The sequence below is a fragment of the Caproiciproducens lactatisolvens genome (genome assembly GCF_052443335.1).
In the GTDB taxonomy this organism is placed as follows: Bacteria; Bacillota; Clostridia; order Oscillospirales; family Acutalibacteraceae; genus Caproiciproducens.
Genome location: NZ_CP195750.1, coordinates 1,082,930 through 1,103,590 on the forward strand (window position 1 = coordinate 1,082,930; position 20,661 = coordinate 1,103,590).

General features: G+C 53.9%; 21 protein-coding genes. 13 read left to right on the forward strand and 8 right to left on the reverse strand.

The window, feature by feature from the left end; translation table 11 throughout:
• The first annotated feature begins 9 nt into the window (after positions 1-9).
• From ACRQV7_RS05270 to ACRQV7_RS05290, 5 genes are all read left to right on the forward strand, one after another.
• On the forward strand, positions 10-1,743 hold the full coding sequence (locus tag ACRQV7_RS05270; RefSeq protein WP_275716851.1) for a HAMP domain-containing sensor histidine kinase: 1,734 nt from the start codon (positions 10-12) through the stop codon (positions 1,741-1,743).
• A 105-nt stretch (positions 1,744-1,848) separates the two neighbouring features.
• Entirely contained in the window at positions 1,849-3,183 is a 1,335-nt protein-coding gene (locus ACRQV7_RS05275) for an FAD-dependent oxidoreductase (protein WP_444659719.1), read from the forward strand.
• On the forward strand, positions 3,176-4,060 hold the full coding sequence (locus ACRQV7_RS05280) for a tocopherol cyclase family protein (RefSeq protein WP_444659720.1): 885 nt from the start codon (positions 3,176-3,178) through the stop codon (positions 4,058-4,060). The genes ACRQV7_RS05275 and ACRQV7_RS05280 overlap by 8 nt, the downstream gene beginning before the upstream one ends.
• A gap of 70 nt (positions 4,061-4,130) precedes the next feature.
• Positions 4,131-4,265 carry a hypothetical protein gene (locus ACRQV7_RS05285; RefSeq protein ID WP_275716845.1) on the forward strand — a complete coding sequence of 45 codons (135 nt, stop codon included), beginning with the start codon at positions 4,131-4,133 and terminating at the stop codon, positions 4,263-4,265.
• A 12-nt stretch (positions 4,266-4,277) separates the two neighbouring features.
• Positions 4,278-4,430: a hypothetical protein gene (locus ACRQV7_RS05290; protein WP_444659721.1), complete on the forward strand. Its 153-nt coding sequence runs from the start codon at positions 4,278-4,280 to the stop codon at positions 4,428-4,430.
• Positions 4,431-4,569: 139 nt separating this feature from the next.
• Here the strand turns inward: ACRQV7_RS05290 and ACRQV7_RS05295 are convergent, their stop codons facing one another.
• Positions 4,570-4,740: a hypothetical protein gene (locus tag ACRQV7_RS05295; RefSeq protein WP_275716840.1), complete on the reverse strand. Its 171-nt coding sequence runs from the start codon at positions 4,738-4,740 to the stop codon at positions 4,570-4,572.
• Positions 4,741-4,961: 221 nt separating this feature from the next.
• Between ACRQV7_RS05295 and ndk the strand changes: the two genes are divergently transcribed.
• Positions 4,962-5,366 (forward strand): nucleoside-diphosphate kinase, encoded by a 405-nt coding sequence (gene ndk, locus ACRQV7_RS05300; RefSeq protein WP_444659722.1) that lies wholly within the window; start codon positions 4,962-4,964, stop codon positions 5,364-5,366.
• A 289-nt stretch (positions 5,367-5,655) separates the two neighbouring features.
• On the opposite strand, the gene ACRQV7_RS05305 is transcribed toward ndk, so the two are convergent.
• Complete coding sequence (locus tag ACRQV7_RS05305; RefSeq protein WP_275716836.1) at positions 5,656-7,131, reverse strand: GH25 family lysozyme; 1,476 nt, start codon at positions 7,129-7,131, stop codon at positions 5,656-5,658.
• Positions 7,132-7,658: 527 nt separating this feature from the next.
• Between ACRQV7_RS05305 and ACRQV7_RS05310 the strand changes: the two genes are divergently transcribed.
• Positions 7,659-9,242: a peptide chain release factor 3 gene (locus ACRQV7_RS05310; protein ID WP_444659723.1), complete on the forward strand. Its 1,584-nt coding sequence runs from the start codon at positions 7,659-7,661 to the stop codon at positions 9,240-9,242.
• Between the two features lie 37 nt (positions 9,243-9,279).
• Positions 9,280-10,188 carry a bile acid:sodium symporter family protein gene (locus ACRQV7_RS05315; protein WP_444660227.1) on the forward strand — a complete coding sequence of 303 codons (909 nt, stop codon included), beginning with the start codon at positions 9,280-9,282 and terminating at the stop codon, positions 10,186-10,188.
• A 76-nt stretch (positions 10,189-10,264) separates the two neighbouring features.
• Here the strand turns inward: ACRQV7_RS05315 and ACRQV7_RS05320 are convergent, their stop codons facing one another.
• Complete coding sequence (locus ACRQV7_RS05320) at positions 10,265-10,639, reverse strand: VOC family protein (RefSeq protein WP_444659724.1); 375 nt, start codon at positions 10,637-10,639, stop codon at positions 10,265-10,267.
• Positions 10,640-10,977: 338 nt separating this feature from the next.
• Here ACRQV7_RS05320 and ACRQV7_RS05325 point away from each other — a divergent pair, with 338 nt between their 5' ends.
• From ACRQV7_RS05325 to ACRQV7_RS05335, 3 genes are read left to right on the forward strand one after another with little or no spacing between them, the layout of a single operon-like run.
• Entirely contained in the window at positions 10,978-11,634 is a 657-nt protein-coding gene (locus tag ACRQV7_RS05325; protein WP_275716830.1) for a Crp/Fnr family transcriptional regulator, read from the forward strand.
• A 28-nt stretch (positions 11,635-11,662) separates the two neighbouring features.
• Complete coding sequence (locus ACRQV7_RS05330; RefSeq protein WP_444659725.1) at positions 11,663-12,178, forward strand: HD domain-containing protein; 516 nt, start codon at positions 11,663-11,665, stop codon at positions 12,176-12,178.
• Positions 12,175-13,110, forward strand: a complete 936-nt coding sequence (locus ACRQV7_RS05335) for a TIGR01212 family radical SAM protein (protein ID WP_444659726.1) — start codon at positions 12,175-12,177, stop codon at positions 13,108-13,110. Before ACRQV7_RS05330 ends, ACRQV7_RS05335 begins: the two co-directional genes overlap by 4 nt.
• A 289-nt stretch (positions 13,111-13,399) precedes the next feature.
• Here the strand turns inward: ACRQV7_RS05335 and ACRQV7_RS05340 are convergent, their stop codons facing one another.
• Positions 13,400-14,128, reverse strand: coding sequence for an MBL fold metallo-hydrolase (locus ACRQV7_RS05340; protein WP_444659727.1), 729 nt, complete (start codon positions 14,126-14,128; stop codon positions 13,400-13,402).
• A gap of 25 nt (positions 14,129-14,153) precedes the next feature.
• Positions 14,154-15,125, reverse strand: a complete 972-nt coding sequence (mltG, locus tag ACRQV7_RS05345) for an endolytic transglycosylase MltG (protein WP_444659728.1) — start codon at positions 15,123-15,125, stop codon at positions 14,154-14,156.
• Between the two features lie 137 nt (positions 15,126-15,262).
• Between mltG and ACRQV7_RS05350 the strand changes: the two genes are divergently transcribed.
• Entirely contained in the window at positions 15,263-16,084 is an 822-nt protein-coding gene (locus ACRQV7_RS05350; protein WP_444659729.1) for a mechanosensitive ion channel family protein, read from the forward strand.
• 182 nt (positions 16,085-16,266) lie between these two features.
• Here ACRQV7_RS05350 and ACRQV7_RS05355 read toward each other — a convergent pair whose 3' ends face one another.
• Positions 16,267-17,547, reverse strand: coding sequence for an O-acetylhomoserine aminocarboxypropyltransferase/cysteine synthase family protein (locus ACRQV7_RS05355; RefSeq protein WP_444659730.1), 1,281 nt, complete (start codon positions 17,545-17,547; stop codon positions 16,267-16,269).
• A gap of 313 nt (positions 17,548-17,860) precedes the next feature.
• Positions 17,861-19,090 (reverse strand): class I SAM-dependent rRNA methyltransferase, encoded by a 1,230-nt coding sequence (locus ACRQV7_RS05360; RefSeq protein ID WP_444659731.1) that lies wholly within the window; start codon positions 19,088-19,090, stop codon positions 17,861-17,863.
• A gap of 297 nt (positions 19,091-19,387) precedes the next feature.
• On the opposite strand from ACRQV7_RS05360, the gene ACRQV7_RS05365 reads away from it, so the two are divergent.
• On the forward strand, positions 19,388-19,774 hold the full coding sequence (locus ACRQV7_RS05365) for a hypothetical protein (RefSeq protein WP_444659732.1): 387 nt from the start codon (positions 19,388-19,390) through the stop codon (positions 19,772-19,774).
• A gap of 82 nt (positions 19,775-19,856) precedes the next feature.
• Here ACRQV7_RS05365 and ACRQV7_RS05370 read toward each other — a convergent pair whose 3' ends face one another.
• Complete coding sequence (locus ACRQV7_RS05370; RefSeq protein ID WP_444659733.1) at positions 19,857-20,549, reverse strand: DUF554 domain-containing protein; 693 nt, start codon at positions 20,547-20,549, stop codon at positions 19,857-19,859.
• Positions 20,550-20,661 lie beyond the last annotated feature (112 nt).

Genomic DNA, 20,661 nt, shown 5'->3' on the forward strand with positions numbered 1-20,661 from the left:
GAGGCGGCTATGAAAAGGAAATTGATGCTCAGCAATGCGGTCATTATCGTGGTCGGATTTATCGCGGCTTTTTTGCTTGCTGCGCTTCAGATCCAGCGGCAGTATCAGACCGAATTCACCCGGCGGCTCGACACTGCGCTGAGCATCCTTTCCACCCAGCTCGAAGAGATCGAGCGCGACCCCGAGGCCGCCGCGACCAATGTCGGTGTCGAACTGGAAAAAACCGGCCAGGAAATGCGTATCAGCATCATCGGCCTGGACGGCAAAGTGACCGGCGACAGCGCCAGGGAAGAGATCAATCAGGACCACAGCAGCCGGCCCGAGATCATCCAGGCACGGAAAAACGGCCGGGGATACGATACGCGCATCAGCGCAAGCCTGAACCAGCGTTATTATTACGAGGCCGTCTATATCAAGGACCGCTTCTTTATCCGCGCCGCGCTTCCCACCGCGGACCTCGACAGGGTCCTGTACCGGCTGTGGATGGTTGCCGCTCTCAGCATGCTTCTGGGTATCGCCATTGTCTGCGTTGTGACCGGCGTTCTTGTTTACCGCACGACGGAGCCGCTCAAGCAGCTGACCGACGCGGCAAGGGAAATCTCCGGCGGCGATTATTCGAGCCGTGTGACGGGGAGTTACAAGGATGAAGTAGGGGAGCTTGCCCGTTCTTTCAACATGATGGCACAGAGCACCGAAACAGCTGTTTCCCAGCTGGTCAGCAAACAGAATCAGCTGGAGGGCGTGCTTCAGGGCATGGACGATGGAGTGCTCGCGGTCAACGCCGAAAATGAAATCCTGTTTCTGAACCAGAGTGCCCGCCGCCTTCTGGAAAAGCAGAGCCTTGCCGAAAAAGGAAAGCTGGAGGGCAGCCTGCTGATCGGAAAAATAGCAAATATGATGAAGCGTGCCATTGAAAACTCCGCGGCTGGAAAAGAGACGGTGCTGGGCGGGCCCAATGAAAAGCAGTTTACCGTTTATGTTTCTCCCATAGCGGGGCGGCAGGAGCAGTCCGCCCTCGCCGTCATCACCGACGTCACGCGGATGCACAAGCTGGAGCAGATGCGAAGCGAGTTTGTGGCCAATGTCACCCATGAGCTGAAAACACCGCTGACTTCCATCCGCGGCAGTATCGAGCTTTTAAAAAGCGCGGACAGGGACGAGGAGACCCGGCGCTATTTCTACGACGTACTGGATATAGAAGCCGAACGGCTGCACCGGCTGATCGACGATATGCTGGCGCTGTCGCAGATTGAGAATGCGAAGGAAGACCCTTCCGTGCGCCGGTGCAGTGTCCGGAACGAGCTGGAGCAGTGCATCGAGCGGCTCGGACCTTTGGCGGAAAAAAGCCAGATCAGGCTTACGCTGGACGCCGACAGCACGCTGTTTGTAGCCTGTTCCCCGACCCGGCTTCAGCAGATGTTCGGCAATCTGATCGAAAACGGAATCAAATACAACAGGTCCGGCGGCAGCGTCTCCGTGACGGCGCGCCGCCAGCGTCAGATGGCGATCATCCGGGTGAAGGATACCGGAATCGGCATCGCGCCGGAGCATTTTGACCGGCTGTTCGAGCGCTTCTACCGCGTGGACGCCAGTCGCTCGCGGGAAATCGGGGGAACCGGTCTGGGACTGTCCATCGTCAAGCACCTTGCCGCGCTTTACGGCGGAGAGGTCGGCGTGGAAAGCGAAGTCGGAAAGGGCAGCACCTTTGTCGTCCGTCTGCCTCTTGCGCTGAACGAAGGATAACGGGAGCGGGAGGGAGTCCGCCCTGTCAAAAAAGCCGCCGGAAATCAGGCGGCTTTTTGCATATTGTTTTTCTTTTAGTAAACCTTAATGGCGGAGGGATCTGAAATGAAATCAATATGGAGTGAAAGCTGCAGCTTTCCGAAAAGGGACTCGCTGAAAAACGACATCGTGGTCGATACCGCGGTGATTGGGGCGGGCATGGCCGGACTTCTGACCGCGTACCTTCTGCAGAAGGAGGGACGGAACGTCGCTGTGCTGGAAGCGGAGCAGACCGCAGGCGGCGTGACCAAAAACACAACGGCAAAGATCACCTCACAGCATGATCTGATCTATGACAGTATGATCCGGGACTTCGGGGAAGAATCCGCAAGGCAATATGCCGTTGCCAACCAAAAGGCAATCGGCAAGTTTGAGAAGATCATTACAGAGAATGGCATTGACTGCGAATTTGAAACAAAACCCGCCTTTATCTATTCCCTCGACAGGGAAGAGGAACTGATGTCCGAGGCGCAGGCGGCGGAAAAACTGGGCATCGACGCGGAGTTTACAACGGAAACCGACCTGCCGTTTCCGGTTCTGGCGGCGGTGAAATTTAACGGTCAGGCTCAGTTCCATCCCCTGAAATTTCTGAAATCCATCTCGGCAGACCTTACGGTTTATGAAAACACCCGGGTGCTGATCGTCCGCGGCGATTCCATTATTACCAACCGGGGAAGGGTGACGGCGGACCAGATCGTCATTGCCACGCATTTCCCGATCGTCAATGTCCCCGGCTGGTATTTTGCGCGGATGCATCAGGAGCGCTCCTATGTCATCGCGCTGAAAAATGCAGGCCGCCTCGCGGGAATGTATATCGACGCGGACCCGGACGGCTATTCGTTCCGTACCTGTGGGGAGTATGTCCTTCTGGGCGGAGCCGGGCACCGCACGGGCAAGCATCCGGGGACGGGCTGCTATGAAAAGCTCCGCAGCGCAGCCAAACAGTTTTTCCCGCAAAGCGAGGAGGTCTGCCACTGGTCCGCGCAGGACTGCGTGACGTGGGACAACCTTCCTTATATCGGCCGCTACGCTTCGTCCACCCCGAACCTGTATGTGGCGACGGGCTTTCAAAAATGGGGAATGACGACCTCCATGGCCTCCGCCATGATCCTTACGGATATGATCTGCGGGCGAAGGAACGGGGAAGCGGAAGTCTTTTCTCCCCAGCGCTTTCACGCGGCGGCGTCCGCCAAAAATATGCTGGCCGACTTCGGAACCTCCGCCGTGGAGCTGACGGCCGGTCTGTTTTCCGCGCCGACACGGAAATGCACGCACCTGGGCTGCCGTCTGCACTGGAATCCGGAGGAGGAAACGTGGGACTGCCCCTGCCATGGGTCAAGATTCACCGCACAGGGAGAGCTGATCGGCGGTCCCGCGTTAAGAGGGATCAAGCATGACTGATTACCACTCCCTTCACAAAACCCGTTCCTTCTTTGAGGGCTGGTACTTCAAGCACCAAAACGCGGACGGCGCCGTCGCTTTCATCCCGGGAGTCAGCTTCAGCCCGCGGGGAGAAAAAAGGGCCTTCCTTCAGGTGATTACCCGGGAAGGCTCTTTTCAGCTGGCTTATCCGTATTCCGCGTTCCGCGTCTGCCGGAAAAGGTTTTCCGTACGCGTCGGCAGAAATATTTTTACCGAAAAGGGCGTTCATATCGATCTGGCCGGCCCGGGCATCCGCTGCACGGGGGATATCCGCTACGGTCCGCTTACACCGATTGCGTCGGACATTATGGGTCCGTTTCGCTTTGTCCCCTTTATGGAGTGCAATCACGGCGTCATCAGCATGAAGCATTCCCTGACGGGTTCCATGATCCTGAATGGCAAAAAAATCGATTTTGGCGGGGGTGACGGATACATTGAAAAGGATTGGGGGACTTCGTTTCCCTCCAGCTATCTCTGGGTGCAGTGCAACCGTTTTCCCGATCCTTCCTGCAGCATAATGGTTTCCATTGCCAAAATTCCGTTTGGACTGTTTCATTTTCAGGGATGCATTGCCGTTGTCTGCTTTCAGGGCAAAGAATACCGCTTTGCCACCTACCGCGGCGTCAGAATGCTCCGCTGTGCGGAGCAGGGATTTCTTCTGAAGCAGGGAAAATATCTGCTGGAAGCGGACATTCTCTCCCAGCCCGCCCACAAGCTGTTTGCGCCGCAGTCGGGCGAAATGTCCCGGATCATCCGTGAAAATATGTCCTCCGGCGTACGGTTCCGCCTGTATGAGGACAATACGCTCCTTTTTGACCTGACCGGCAAGGATGCGGGGTACGAATATGTAAAATAGCGCCCTCTTTCCGAAAATTGCATAAGGTATTTCCCTGTGCACATAATAACGGTAAAGGGAGGTGGATGCATTGCCGAAGGACAGCCAGCCGGACAACAAAGAAAGCCGGGTGAAAAAGGCGAACGGACAGACGCCGATTACCCGGGAAAATCAGAATCAAAATAAAAACGCCAAAAAACAGTCCATCAAAAACAACGACGTTTAAGGGGGAAGAATCTTGGCAAAAGCAGGGATGAGACGCCCGGATCCGAAGGAACCGCACGGAACGGAAAGCAACCATAAGACGCATATCCCGAAAAATGATGTTCAGTCCGTTCCGGAGCTTCAGGGAAAAGCAAAGCACACCAAAGAGAAAGCCCCGCCCATGTAGCGGGAATCCAATATGTAGACCGGGCGAGGTTTGGGCCTCGCCCTAACAGGGTATATATCCATGCACAAGGCACGTTTTTATAAAGATGATAAATGCCCCGCCGCTAATATCTTCTCCGCGCTCAGCAGAGATATGACTGTTAATATTTGTTTATCAGGCTCTGCACATAATCGTGCATTTCCTGCTTGGACTGGATCGCGTGCGTCTGCTGGACAATGTTCTCCTGCCTCTGTTGAGGAAGAGCCGAAAAATACTCCATTGCCTGCACGTTTTGGGCGAGCGCCATGCCAAAACCCAGCGGAAGCTCCACCGTTATCACCTCCCGGATTAGTGTTCGCCCGGCGCGTCAAATCATTCAGTCGATTTTTACGTTATAGCAGTTAAAAATTTATTTATTAAAAATTCTTAATAGGCGGGATAGGCGGGAAAAGCAAGAAAAAGATAGATCCGTTTCCATGAAAACTTCCTAAAATTATGATATACTGAATAAAAGATCGATGGAATCATCAATGCCGACAGGAGGATGAAACAATGGAAAGAACCTGTATTCTTTTGAAGCCGGACGCGTTGAAACGGCGGCTGGCGGGCAGAATTATTGCAAGAATTGAGGACAAGGGATACATAATTGCGGACGCCAGAATGCTGCAGCTGGACGAGGCTGTTTTGCGGGAGCACTATTCCCATCTTGCGGACCAGTCTTTTTTCCCCGACATCGTCAAATACATGGTATCCGGCCCGGTGCTCGCCATGATTGTGGAGGGGGAAAACGCTGTTGAGGGAACGCGCAAGATCATCGGCGCCACCCGCTTTGAGGACGCGGCTGCCGGAACCATCCGCGGCGATTATGCGTTCAGCACCCGGCAGAACCTGATTCACGGCTCGGATTCGGCGGAAAGCGCGGAAATTGAAATCAGACGGTTTCTTGCCCGGCGGTGAACGGCCGACGGTCCGTCCATCCTGTTTTTCCATGAGAAAACCAGGCGATAAAAAGGCGGCGGAGAATTCTCCGCCGCCTCAGGTCATCGATAAAGTCGCGCAACCGCAAAATTGTAAAACAATTTTGCTTACTGCGTTAGCCACGCTTGCAAATTTCGGTCACATACAGAGAGTATGCTCCCTCATTGTCGGCGCTTGCCGCCTTGTCTTGCGCGATTTCTCGACGCCTGACAAATTTTTCGATACTCTCAGGCGGCGGAGAATTCTCCGCCGCCTCGTTTTCCTAATATTACGCCACGGTCACGACGCACTGGCGGACCGGCTGCTGGCCGGGCAGGGTGGAATAAACGCCGGTGCATCCGGCGCTCAGGCCGCTGATTTTATAATAGTAGCTCGAACCGACCTTCTGCTGAAGGACTGGTTTGAGCACGCTTCCGTTCCCCGTAGTGAATACCGGAGCGGCGCTGGTGCCGCTGGGGGTAAATTTGAACTGATAAGTCGCGCCCCGCTTGATCGTGAACGGATAGGTCGTGTCGGAAATCACTCCGGATGCCCTGCCGTTGGCGGTGAAGGAGGTGGAAAGGTCCCCCAGGGTGGTGGTAATGGTAGCGGAACCCTGGTTCACATTTGTGATCCGATAAAGATAACCGCCCGTTGTTTTCTGGTAAAACGCCACGGAAACCGCCGAAGGGTTGGATGAAACCGCCTTCGGCATGACGGATGAGGTGGTGGTTATTTTATAGATATAAGAGCTGTTGGTGCCGAAAGAATACGGCGCTGTGGTATCTGATCTGAAAGTGGTTGTAGAGGGCGTCTGGGAAGGATCCTGCACCGGATTGGTGGGCTGGCTGGAAGAGGAGTAATCCACATAGGAGTAGTCCTGGTCGACCGCACCGCTGATCCCGGGAACAGTCGCGGAACCGTACTGCCATACGGTATACGGATTGCTGTACCGGGCAACGTCTACGCCCCAGTGCGCCACCCATTTGTCGTAGGGGTCCAGAACGGAACTGGAGAGGTTGGAGTTAAAGATGCTGGGAGAACTGTAAATACCGGCCTTGTAGCCCGCGCTTTCGATCGCGGAGCAGAAGGTCTGGGCGATACTGGAAAGAAGCTCCCGCGAAAGAACACGCTGAGTGCTGTCTTCAATATCGTAAAATACGGGGTAATCGAGCTTGCGGCCATTTAAGATGCTGAGGCACATTCTCGCTTCCTCAGCCGCCGCCGCCACGGTCGTTGCGTAGCTGAAGTGATAGACGCCGACTTTGATCCCGTTCGCGGTCGCTCCGTCGTAGTTGGCGTTAAAATAAGCGTCGGTCTGCTTATCCCACTGCTCGCTGCCGTAGCCGGTGCGGATGATGGCGAAATCAACGCCGCTGCTTTTTACACTGCTCCAGTTAATGCCGCCCTGCCAGGCGGAAACATCAATTCCTTTCAGGACCACGTGTACGTTGCAGGTCGCGGTCTGTCCGTCGCTTGTTGTCGCCGTAATGACCGCCTTTCCCAGACCGGCGCCCGTTACCGTATTGCCTACGACGGTCGCCACACCGGGGTCGCTTGATGTCAGAACGGCGTCGCTCATGATGCATCCCATAACGGAAGCCGTCAGGGAAGCGCTTTCGCCGACTCTTAAAGCCAGCTTGGTGCTGTCAAGAGTCATGGCTGCGGAAGTAACGGTGCTGGTGTCCGTCGCATAAGCGGCAGTTGTGCAGAGCGATGCAATCATTGCAAGCGCCAATACGAGAGAGACGAGCTTTCTTTTCATAATTTTCCTCCAATTGTTTTCGTTGTTCCACCATGTTTTTACCCACTGAAATTCGCAAAAGGCATGCATTTTCTTCTCGATTTTGAAGTAGCAACACTGCACAATACAGCAGGAACGATACAATTTCAATTATATTTTTTATTACTAATTATGTCAAGTAAATACACCAAAAAACTCCATCCCCTAAAATGCGTCAAAATCCCCCAAAAGAATAACAGAACAAGCCGGTGAAAGCAAAAAGTGGCAGTTTTCCTGAGTGTTTCTGGGATTGCGTTTTAAAAACCCCGGCTTTGCCCCCTGCTTTTTGGGATAAATTCCCTTTTGCTTTTTTATTCTCGCCCAAAAGAACGGCAAAATTATATTTGATTATTTTCAGTAAATGCTTTACAATGAACAAGTGTATTTTTACAGCAATTCCATTTCAGTTTGCCAGACAAAACACGTTTCTCCCCCGCCGAAGGCGGGGGAGAAACGCAAACTTGTTGTAGAATCAACTGAAAATGCTGTAGTTGGTTGGAGGAAGTAATTTGTCAAGTTATGTAAATGAGATTAAGAGAAGAAGGACGTTCGCTATTATTTCCCACCCGGATGCGGGAAAGACGACCTTGACGGAAAAGCTTTTGCTTTACGGCGGAGCCATCACGCTGGCGGGTTCGGTCAAAGGGAAAAAAACCGCAAAGCACGCGGTTTCCGACTGGATGGAGATCGAAAAACAGAGGGGAATCTCGGTTACTTCTTCCGTTATGCAGTTCAATTACAGCGGCTACTGTATCAATATTCTGGATACCCCTGGGCATCAGGATTTTTCAGAGGACACCTACCGTACGCTGATGGCGGCGGATTCCGCCGTCATGGTCATCGACGCTTCCAAGGGTGTTGAAAAGCAGACCCGCAAGCTTTTTAAGGTCTGCACACTGAGGCATATCCCTATTTTCACCTTTATCAATAAAATGGACAGGGAAGCCAGAAGTCCGTTCGACCTTCTGGAAGAGATTGAAAAGGAACTGGGCATCCAGACCTTTCCCATGAACTGGCCGATCGGCTCGGGAAAAGAATTCAAGGGTGTCTATGACAGAAATAAAAAAGAGATCATCGCCTTTACCGCCAACAACGGTCAGCGGGAAGTGGAGGCAACGGAAGTCGAACTCAACGATGAAAAGCTAAAAGCGCTGATCGGCGAGGACCACCGCAGGACTTTGGTGGATGATATCGAGCTGCTCGACGGCGCGGGCTACGAATTTGATCTGGAAGCCGTCCGGAACGGAAAGCTTTCTCCGGTCTTCTTCGGTTCGGCGCTCACCAATTTCGGCGTGGAGCCGTTTCTTGAGGAATTTCTGAACATGACCACCCCGCCGCTTCCCAGGGAGGCGGACACCGGCCTGATCGACCCCCTGACCAACGAGTTTTCCGCCTTTGTCTTTAAGATCCAGGCCAATATGAACAAGGCGCACCGCGACAGAATCGCGTTCATGCGCATCTGTTCGGGCAGGTTTGAGAAGAACATGGAAGTCATGCATGTGCAGGGCGAAAAAAAGATGAAGCTTTCGCAGCCCCAGCAGCTGATGGCGCAGGACCGCGAGGTGATCGACGAGGCCTACGCGGGCGATATTATCGGCGTGTTTGACCCCGGCATCTTTTCCATCGGCGACACCATCTGCACCCCGCCGCAAAAATTCCTGTTTGGCGGGATCCCGACCTTCGCGCCGGAGCATTTCAACCGCGTGCAGCAGGTGGACACCATGAAAAGAAAACAGTTCGTCAAGGGAATCTCACAGATCGCGCAGGAGGGCGCCATCCAGATTTTTCAGGAGCTGGGCGGCGGTATGGAAGAGGTGATCGTCGGCGTGGTGGGCACCCTTCAGTTCGACGTTCTGGAATACCGTCTGAAAAACGAATATAACGTCGACATCCGCATGGAGGGGCTGCCGTATCAGTATATCCGTTGGATCGAAAACGAAGAGCTTGACCCCAAGACGCTGAACCTGACGTCCGACACCAAGCGGATCCAGGACCTGAAGGGAAACCGTCTTCTGATTTTCGCGAATGAATGGAGCATCCGCTGGGCACAGGAGCATAATCAGGGCCTGAACCTCGCGGAATTCGGCAGATAACGGCGAATACGGTATTGGAGGGGCTCTTGTGCGGTTTATGAGGAGCTTTAATGCGTTTGTTGAGAAATGGATGGCGCTGGTTACGCCGTTCTGCCTTTTTATGGGCGTGCTTTTCGCGCCCCAGTTCAGCCGGATTTTATTTCTGGTGCCTTATATTTTTGCGTTTATGACTTTTTGCGGTAGCTTGGGGTCAAGGTTTTCCGACATCAGGCGGGTGGTGCAGCACCCCCTGCCGCTGTTTCTGTCCGTTTTGATTTTACACGCGGTCCTGCCGCTTCTCGCGCTCGGCGCGGGGAATCTGCTTTTTCCCCAAAGCCCGTATATCATTACCGGGATGGTTTTGGAATTCGTTGTGCCGAGCGCCGTGGTCAGCACCATGTGGGTTTCCATCTATTGCGGCAGCGCTCCGTTCACGCTTTCCCTTCTGCTGATCGATACGCTTCTGGCTCCGTTCAGCGTGCCGTTCAGTTTGCATCTTCTCGTTGGATCGAATGTGCAGGTCGACACTGTTGGCATGATGAAGGAGCTTTTGCTGATGGTGGGCATCCCCGCGCTTGTTGGGATGACGCTGAATCAGCTTACCGGGGGCACGGTCAAACAGACCCTGTCGCCCAAGCTCGCGCCGTTCGGGAAAATCGCGCTGATGCTGGTGGTCTGCGCCAATTCGTCCAAGGTGGCGCCCTTTATCCGTAATATGACGCCGCGCCTCTTTGCGGTGGCCGGGTCCATTCTGCTGCTTGCCGTGCTGGGGTACGCGCTGGGTTGGGTCTTTGCGGCGGTGCTGAAACTGAAACGGGAGCTTGTCGTATCTATGACGTTCGGCTGCGGAATGAGAAATATCAGCGCGGGCGCGGTCATTGCCGCGGCGTCCAGAAAGAAGTTTGATTTTCAAAAGAAGCATTTTCCTGCCTGTCTTCAATGCTTACATAAATCATTCAAAAGATAAGAAACGCGCCCTGACCGGGGTTTTGATCCGGGTCAGGGCGCGTTTTTCCGTAAACCATTAGCGGCGGCCTTTCAGTTCAGTTCCTGTTTTCCGCCAGAATTTCCAGCCAGTATCCGTCGGGGTCAGAGATGAAATACAGGTCCATGTCGTGATTTTCGTAGCAGATGCATCCCATTTCCTTGTGCAGGGCATAGGCTTCCGCCTTGTCGGGCACACTGAACGCGATGTGGATTTCGTTGTCGCCCAGGTTGTACGGTTCCTTGCGGTCGCACAGCCAGGTCAGCTCAAGCTGATGCCCGGTCTGTCCGTCCCCTAAAAACGCAAGGATAAAGGAGCCGTCCGAGGCGGTTTTGCGCCTGATTTCCGTCAGCCCGAGCGCCTTTTTGTAAAACGCGATACTCTTGTCTAAATCAAACACATTCAGGTTGTTGTGCAGAAATTTCGCTTTCATAAAAACACCTCCGTCTTTTATGGATTTATTATATTTCATATCGGGCCGCTTTTCAATGATCCGATCGTCCAAAAGCGGAGCGCTCAGGTTGTTTTTTTGATGAAATCAAGCTATAATCATTTTAAGTATTTCCAATATGCCCAACAGCAACTCCATTTCAGTTTGCGAGACAAAACACGTTCCTTCCCCGCCAAAGGCGGGGAAGGAACGCAATCTTGTTGCAGAATCAACTGGAAATGTTGTAAGGACTGCGGCTATACGGGTTTACAGTAAGGGAAAACACCTCAAGGGGAAGTGGTTTTATTTTTGAGACATTCATCGGCGTTCTCGAAAAATGCGTGCTGTTCAAGGGGATCACCCCGGCCGAGATCGCACAGATGCTGAACTGCCTTTCTCCCCGCGGAGCGGATTACGCAAAGGGCGGCCTGATCGCTCAGGCCTCGGGACCGATGCAGGAAGTCGGAATCGTGCTTGACGGCACGGTCGCGGTGACGAAGGAAACGCCGCTCGGCGAACGGATCGTTTTAAATAAAATCCGGCCCGGGGGAATTTTCGGGGAAGTGGCGGCTCTGTCCGACCTTCAGCGTTCCCCCGCGACGATTTTCGCGCTGGAAAAAAGCACGGTGATGTTTATCCGGCCGTCTAAAATTTTAATGCCGTGCAGCAGAACCTGCCGCTGGCACACCCTGCTGACGGAAAATCTGATTCATCTTGTGGCGGACAGGGCGCTTTATCTGAACCGCAAAATCGACTTTCTTACGATCAAAAGTATGCGCGGAAAGCTCTGCACTTATCTTTTCGAGCAGTACCGCAAGTCGGGAAAACAGCGGTTCACTCTGCCGTACAACCGCAATGAGCTCGCGGATTTTCTCAATGTTTCCCGCCCGTCCATGTCCCGCGAACTTGGCCGGATGCGCGACGAGGGAATCCTCGCCTTTCGCGGGGACAGCTTCGAACTGCTCGACGTGGAAAAGCTGAAAAGCTTTGTACAGTAGAAACCTGAAAAAGGAAGGAGAGAGACAAATGAACAGCCAAAACAACCGAATCCTGAAAGCCATGGTCCGCTACAACGAGGGGGACCCGAAAAGGGTACAGCACGCGCTGAAGGTATACGCGTTCGCAAAGTCCATCGGCGAGCTGGAAGGCCTGGACGAAAACACAATGGAGATTCTGGAGCTTGCCGCCATCCTTCACGATATCGGAATCCGGAACAGCGAACGGAAATACGGCTCCTCCTCCGGAAAATATCAGGAGCTGGAGGGCCCTCCGGTCGCGGAAACAATCCTTCTGGAAGCCGGTATCCCGCAGGCGGTGATCGACCGTGTCTGTTTTCTGATCGGCCACCACCACACCTATACGGAAATCAGCGGCCCGGATTATCAGATTCTGGTCGAGGCGGATTTTCTGGTCAATCTTTATGAGGACGGCATGGCCGAAGCGCAGGCACGGTCCGTTCTGCAAAAATATTTCAAAACGGAAACGGGTAAGGAATATCTTTCTGAAATGTATCTGAACTCCCGGGACGGAGCGGCGGTTTGAAAAGTCCTTTTCTTTATTCCAATGACAATAAACGGTATCATACGCTGAGCTATCATCTGAAAAAGCGGTTTGACCGCCGGGTTTTCAAGGCGGTGATCGACGCGGGCTTCACCTGCCCGAATCTGGACGGCTCCAAAGGCTTCGGCGGCTGCACCTATTGCCTGTCTGGCAGCGGGGACTTTACCCACGGGGCGGACAGGAGCGTTGCCGAACAGGTGCGCATGGAGCTCAATCGGGTGCGCGAAAAAACACCCGGCGCGGATGTGATTGCCTACTTTCAGGCGCACACCAACACCTACGCGCCGCTTCCCAGGCTGCGGGAACTGTATGAATCCGCCCTGGGCGCCGAAGGCGTGTGCGGTATCAGCATCGCGACGCGCGCGGACGCGCTAAAACCGGAAACGGTGGATTATCTGGCCGGACTGTCCGGGGAAACGTATCTGACGGTGGAGTTGGGGCTGCAGACTATCCATGACGCCACCGCCAGGAGAATCAACCGCTGCCATTCCTGCGCCGCATTTACAGAGGCTTTTCAGGCGCTCAAATCCCGCGGCATCCGTGTCTGTGTACACATCATCAACGGGCTTCCGGGGGAGACCCCGGAAATGATGCTGGACACTGCCCGGGCGGTCGGCGCACTGGGAGCGGACGCGGTGAAAATCCATCTCCTGCAGGTCATGCGGGGGACTCCCATGGAGCGTCAGCTTGCGGCGGGAGAAGTCGTCCCCATGACCAGGGAAGGGTATCTCGATGTCGTCTGCTCCCAGCTGGAGGTTCTGCCGCCCGAAACGGTGATCGAACGGATTACGGGGGACGGCGCCCACGATCAGCTGATCGCGCCGCGCTGGGGTGTGGATAAAATTTCCGTGCTCGGCGGCATTGACCGCGCGCTTGTCCAAAAGGATACCTGGCAGGGAAAACGGTATGTATAAAAAAGAGCGCTTTTTCAACCGAAAAGCGCTCCGAGAGTATCGAAAGATGAGAAATCGTGTTAAAGCGAAAGAAAGCCAATGAGTCCCCCTCCGTGAGGGAAGCGGCGCGCCCGGCGCGCCGGAGGGAGTCTCGGAGCATCTTGCCTACGATTCAACGTAAAACGGCTAAGAGAATCGCCGTAGGCGCTTGCCGACCGCATGGTCCGCGCCGGAGGGAGTTAACTCCTTCAAAGAGGGAGCCAAAAAGAGGCTGCACGGCTTTATCGACAGTCAGGAACACGTTCCCGCTTTATTTGTCGGCGTTCGGATAGGGAATCATTTCTCCCCTTTGGGAAAAGAATGCGATCCGGTCGCGGTAGCTTTCCGTACGGCTGTCGGATTTCAGCTCCTCAAACACGGAGGTGTTTTCGCTGAAATGCATCGGTACCGCCAGCTCTGCGCCCACTGTTCTCATAAAGTAGTCCAGACCGCGCAGCGCGTGTTCCTCCAGCCTGGGGTCGGCCGGAACAAACGCGATATCGATCGCTTCGCCCTTCAGCGTGTCGATCTGTTCCCTGTAACGGCGGGTCATTTCGCGGTTGTCGCTGTCGGGCTCCCCGTTCCAGTACCAGTCGTTTAAATCCCCGGCGTGATAAATGCACAGGCCGTCCGCCTGAATGAGGAACGCCACGCCGATATCGGTGGAATCGAGCGTGCGCACGCTCAGGTCGCCCAGATCGTATTCCCTTCCGGGAGCGGCCCTGATTACGTCCTCGGAGGTTTTGATATCGTCGGAGAGTACGTAGCGGATTTTTCCGACGGTTTTGCGCCAGCTGAAAATCTTCGGGTTATAATGGTCGGGGTGGCTGTGAGAGACAAAGACGACCACATCGAGGTCTTTGATTTCCTCCGGGTCGACGACGCCCTTTTCGAGCCCACAGCCTTTCGGGGAGTCAAGGTAATAATCGAAGATAAAAAGATGGCGGTCCGTTTTCAGTGTGAATCCGCTGTTGTATAGATATCTGATTTCGGCTTTCATACGATTCTCCTTTCGTCCGGAGCGGTTACTGCATGCTGCCGCCCTCGATGATGCCCGCTTTGTTCAGGTTCTGCTTGTGTTCCTCATAGGTTTTCGCATAGTAGTAATTTCCGCTGGAATCGGCGGCAAAGTAAAGGTAGTCGGTGTTTGCCGGGTTGACCGCGGCGTTCAGCGCGGCTTTGCCGGGGTTGCAGATGGCGCCGACCGGCAGGGCGGGGCATTTCCGGGTATTATAATAGGAATTGTAGCGGTTGATATCTCCGGTGAGGTTGGGCTTCAGATATTTTTCCACATAGATGACCGTTACATCCGCCTGCAGCTTCATGCCGGTTTTCAGCCGGTTGTGGAACACGGAGGACACCTTTGACATTTCGTTTACGTTTCCTGATTCCTTCTCGATAATGGAGGCAAGGGTGACGATCTGGTCGGTGGTCATACCGGAATAGCTGTAGCTGCCGCCGATCCTTCTTTCCGCGTTTCTCAGCATTTTGCCGAGCGCGTCCTGCGGCTTCATGTCCTTATAAAATTCATAGGTATCGGGGAAAAGGTATCCTTCCAGCTTATAGCAGCGGTTCGCGTTGGAACCGAGCTTGCCGATCAGGGAATAATAGCTGAAATCGTAGGAATTCGCGGTGCTCAGCAGTTCGCTTTTTTTGCAGACGCCGTTCGCTTCCAGCCGGTCGCCGATCTGCGACAGCGTATACCCTTCGGGGATCACCACGCGCACGGTCTGGGCCTTTTCCGGCTGGGATGGGGAAGCGGGCGCGGAAGAAGCACTCTGCTTTTGGGAGGAGGTCCCTTTCGAAGAGGCCACCGCCGCGGAGGAGACGGAAGAAACTCCGGAGCTGGAGGATGTATCCGGTTCGGAAGAACCCGTCTCGCTGACCACGGCGCTGCTTGCCGGACTGGAGGACTCACTGCTTCCGTCTTTTTTTGAACAGGCGGAAAGAGAAAGGCAGACTGCCAGTACGGTCAGCATTGCAAGAAATTGTTTCATGTATTGAATCACCTTTTATTCTATCATTTTCTACTATTTTATAACCTTTTTCTGTGTAATTCAATAGAATGCGCTATTCTTTGACATCTCCAAAAACAGGAAAACAGATCACTGAACCGTTAAGGGAGGTAATTTTTTTGGAATTCAGCTTTGAAAAATACGGACAGCAGCTCCTTCTGCTTCTGGAATCATCCCTGCCGAGGATTCTGGGCGCGCTGTTGATTTTAGGGATCGGCTGGTGGCTCAGCAACCAGGCGGTCAGACTGATGTTCCGCGCGATGTCGCGCTCAAAGACGGACACGGGCCTCGTCACTTTTATCAGCTCTCTCGCCAAAGTGCTGCTGAAAATGATCGTATGCATTACGGCGGCGGCTCAGCTCGGTATGAACATCGGCTCCATTATTGCCGCGATCGGCGCGGCGGGCCTGACGATCGGTCTTGCCGTGAAAGACAATATGGCCAACATCGCCTGCGGCGCACAGATCATCTTTACAAAGCCGTTCCGCGTCGGGGATTACATCCTCTTTGAGGAAACGGAAGGAACGGTGGAGCGGATCGAAACCATGTTTACCACGCTCAGGACCTTCGACAATAAAGAGGTCGTGATTCCGAACGCCAAAATCACCTCCGGAGTCATCGTCAACTATTCCGCCATGGCGACCCGCCGCCTGGACCTGAAATATACCGTCGCTTATGACGAGGATCTTGGAAGGGTGAAAAGCCTGCTCGAAAATCTGGCCGGACGGAATTCCATGGTGCTCGACAGCCCCGCTCCGCTGGTCGTGGTCAGTGAGCACGGGGAAAACGGCATCACGGTGGAGGTGAGGGCATGGTGCAAAACGGACGATTACCTGACCCTTTATTTTGATATGCAGGAAAAGGTAAAGCTTGCGTTTGACGAGGCGGGCATCCGGATTCCTCACAATCAGCTCGATGTCCATGTAAAGCCCGAAGAATAAAAGACACGGCCCAAACGGGAAAGAGCGGCAGCCCTGTTTTACAGGGCTGCCGCTCTTTCAGGCTGCCGATCAAGGAGGGCTCCCTCTTTGAGGAAGCTGGCAGGCAAAGCCTGGGAGTTTGATAGAAACCGGACCGGGGGAACGCTTACTCCCTCCGGCGCGTCTTGCCGGAAACGCAAGGCTTACGCCAGCGCCTGCTGAAGATCGTACAGAATATCGTCGATGTGCTCGGTGCCGATGGAAAGACGGACGGTGTTCGGCTTGATGCCGGACTGGAGCAGCTCGCTTTCGTTCATCTGGGAGTGGGTGGTGCTCGCCGGGTGGATGACCAGCGACTTCACGTCGGCCACGTTTGCCAGCAGGGAGAAAATTTCAAGACGGTCGATAAAGTCTTTGGCTTCCTCGGCGCCGCCTTTGATCTCAAACGTGAAGATGGAGCCTGCGCCGTTGGGAAAATATTTGTTATATAAAACGTTGTATTTGCTGTCCGGTAAGGCGGGGTGATTGACGCGCTCCACCTTCGGGTGTCTGGACAGGAAATCCACTACCTTCAGAGCGTTCTCAACATGACGCTCCACGCGAAGGGAGAGGGTCTCAAGGCCCTGCAGCAGCAGGAAGGAGTTAAACGGGCTGATGGTCGCGCCGGTATCTCTCAGCAGGATTACGCGGATTCGGGTCACATAGGCCGCCGCGCCGACGTTTTTTGTAAAGCTGATGCCGTGGTAGCTCGGATCGGGCTCGCTCAGCCACGGGAATTTGCCGGAGGCCTCCCAGTCGAAGTTGCCGCCGTCGACGATGACTCCGCCCAAGGAGGAGCCGTGTCCGCCGATAAACTTTGTCGCGGAATGGACGACTACGTCCGCGCCGTGCTCAATGGGGCGCAGAAGGTACGGCGTCGCAAAGGTATTGTCCACAATCAGGGGGATTCCGTTTTTGTGCGCGATCGCGGCGACCGCGTCGATGTCGATAATGCTGGAATTCGGGTTGCCGAGGGTTTCAATAAAAATCGCCTTGGTATTCGGCTGAATCGCTTTTTCAAAGCTGCCTTCCACGTCGGGGTCGACAAACGTGGTGGTGATGCCGAAAGCCGCGAGCGTATGTTCCAGCAGATTGTAGGTCCCGCCGTAAATGGTGTTGGCAGAGACGATATGGTCGCCCGCGTGAGCGACATTTTCAATCGCGTAGGTAATGGCGGCCGCACCGGTCGCGGTGGCCAGCGCCGCCACGCCGCCTTCCAGAGCGGCAACGCGCTGTTCAAACACATCGGAGGTGGGGTTCATCAGTCTGCCGTAGACATTGCCGCCTTCCGTCAGGCCAAAACGCCCCCCGGCCTGCGCGGAATCCTTAAATACATAGGAAGTGGTCTGGTAAATCGGAACCGCTCGCGCGTCCGTTGCGGAATCCGGCTTCTCCTGTCCCGCGTGTACCTGTATGGTCTCAAACTTATATTTTCTTTCACTCATTGTCGTTACTCCTTCTGCATCTTTATTTCCGTATTTCGTATCCCGTGGAATTACAAAATCGATTTCCTGTTACAACAATAGGAGGCGCACATTCGGTCATACAGAAAGAGGGGACGATTCAGCTTGTGAAAAGAGTGGGATTTTGTTTTCATAGGGCTCCTCCTTTTATGTAATATTACAATTCATATCAAATTAGTAATATATATTGTTGACATAGTACTACGTTAAAGAAGAAATGTCAAGGGCTTTTTTCTAAAAAAAGCGCCCCGGTATCAGGCGCGAACGCTCCTGATTTTCCGGGGTGCACAGTGGTTCAGGTAATCTGAAAAATGTAAAACTTGAGGTAATTGGTTTCCGGCACATTCCATAAAATAGGATGGTCGGGGGACTGCTGCCTCGCTTCGATCTGGCGGAGCGACACCTGGGCGTCAAACGCCGCGCTGCGCAGCATGCTGCAAAAGAGGTCCTCCGTCATGAAATGGGAGCAGGAGCAGGTCGCAAGGTAGCCGCCGCGCGGCAGCAGCTTCATGGCGCGCAGGTTGATTTCCTTGTACCCCTTCATCGCGTGGTCGACGGTCTGGCGCGATTTGGTAAAAGCTGGCGGGTCGAGCACGATCAGGTCGTAGCCGTCCTTTTTGCCCATCGGCATCTGCGGCAGCAGGTCGAACACATTGGCCGTCTGGAAGCTCATTTTTTCCTGCAATTGGTTGCGCCCGGCGTTTTCCTCCGCCATAGCGACCGCGTCGGCGGAAATATCCACCGCGTGTACGTGTTCCGCTCCGCCCTTCGCCGCGTTCAGCGCAAAGGAGCCGGTGTGGGTAAAGCAGTCCAGCACCCGCTTGCCGCGGCTGATTTTCGCGACAGCCTGCCGGTTGTACTTCTGGTCGAGGAAAAATCCGGTTTTCTGCCCGTTTTCAAAGTCGACGGCGTATTCGATCCCGTTCTCCGTGATCGTTGTCCGGGTTGCCTGCGGCGTTTCCAGCCCGGCGATGGGGAAGAAACCTTTATTTTGCCGCATCCCTTCCAGCTCGCGGATAGCGACGTCGTTGCGTTCGTAGATGCCGTCTATGTTCTGGCCGTCCTCCCTCAGAATTTTGCACAGCAGAGGGAAGAGAACGGGCTTCAGCTTTTCCATACCGAGAGAAAGCGTCTGTGCGACCAGTATGTTGCGAAAGCGGTCCACCGTCAGCCCGGGGAAAAGATCCGCCTCGCCGAAAATGATCCGGCAGCAGGAGACGTCGTCCCCCATCACGGTTTTGCGGTACTCCCACGCGTGACGCAGGCGGCGCTCGAAAAAAGCTTCGTCAAAGACGTCGTTCGCGCTGCGGGAAATCAGCCGGATCCTGATTTTGGAGTGGTCGTTGATAAACCCGGTGCCCAGATATTTTTCGCGGATGCTGAAAACGTCGGCCAGACTGCCGTTTTCATACGGGCCCTCAATTTTGAGAATCTCCGTATTGTAGATCCACGGGTGTCCGGACAGAATGCTGTTTTCCGCCTTGCGGGTCAGAGTGATCTTAGGGTATCTTCTGTTTTGCTTCATGAATTTTCCTCACAACCTGAAATGATTTTACAGCCGGCCGCCGGATTTCGCATCAAGCGCGGCGAAGGATCAGTCTGTAATGATGGATTTATTATAGCACGAAATTGCCGGCTTACAAGGAAAGCGCCTCGTTCATTTTCCGTTCCCGCCTATCAAAAAATACAGATTTATCATTTTTTGCCGCCATCGTTTACAGTTTTGTAGCAACCACTTACAGTTCTGTTGCTTTTCTTGCTTTCACCGCCGGCGGATACTATGATAAATTTGTAAAGTGAAAATGATATGGGAGGAATTTCAATGAAAACAGGGAAGTTTGCGGCTGCGATTGTTTTAGTGGCTTTATTGACAATTCTGACCGCCTGCTCAAAAGCCGGAACGGCTCAGAACAGTAAACCGGAAATCTTTCAGCCCGCGCAGTCGGTACAGAACATCGACCGGAACGAAGCAATGAACGCCGTCAAAAATATGATCCGTATGGATTATACAAAATACAAAATCGACCTGATCAACGGAAACTTTGAGTATCAGGGAAACCAGTACTACCAGTTTCTGATTTCCGACAAAAGCGAGTCCATAGAGCCGTCCATCATTGTCAGCAAGCACAACGGCACCGTCCTTTGTTATTACCCGGACGACACCGTGACACAGGTCTATCAGGACGGAGTATTCAAATCCAAATGCTGAGCATCTTTCGAAGTACTCAACAAACAGCCGCTGCCGGGAATCCGGCAGCGGCCTTTTCGGGATATGCCGATATCGGGAGAACTTATGCGATACCGATTGCTTTTTTGATGAAATAATACAGAAAAGGAAGAAGAATGGCCGGCAGCATGTTGCCGACCTTTATTTTTTTGATTTTCAGCATGTTCAGCCCGATCGCCATAATCAGGACGCCGCCGATGGCCGAAATCTCCCGTATCATTTCGTTGGTCAGCAGGGACTTGAGAGAAGACGCCAGCAGCGTGATCATGCCCTGATAAAGGAATACGGCTGCGGCGGAAAAAATCACGCCGAAGCCCATGGTCGAGCTGAGGAAAATGGACACAATGCCGTCGAGCACCGATTTGGCGAACAGCGTCTGGTGATTGCCGGTCAGCCCGCTTTCAATGGAGCCGACGATCGCCATGGAGCCGACGCAGAACACAAGGCTGGCGGTCACAAAGGCTTTTGCGACGCTGCCGTCCGTGCTCGAAGTCCTGCTTTCGATCAGCTGGCCCAGCCCCGCGAGCCGGTCCTCGATTTTCAGCGCCTCGCCGATGATGCTGCCGATCACCAGGCTGAAAATCAGCAGCACCAGATCGTTTGTCTTGATGGCGCTCATCATTCCGATCAGCAGGACGGACAGCGCGACCCCGTCCATAATGGTTTCACGGTAATGATCCCGGATACCGCTTTTTAAAATCAATCCCAGCGCCGTTCCCAGCGCAATGGACAGCGCGTTGACAATGGTTCCTAACATGTTTCAGCACTTCCCGTTTCTTCCTATGGTTCTAATCATATATCATTTTGGGAATCGGTGTCAATAAGATTAACTTTTTGGCGAAGATATGGTATGATAGTCTCATTCGGAG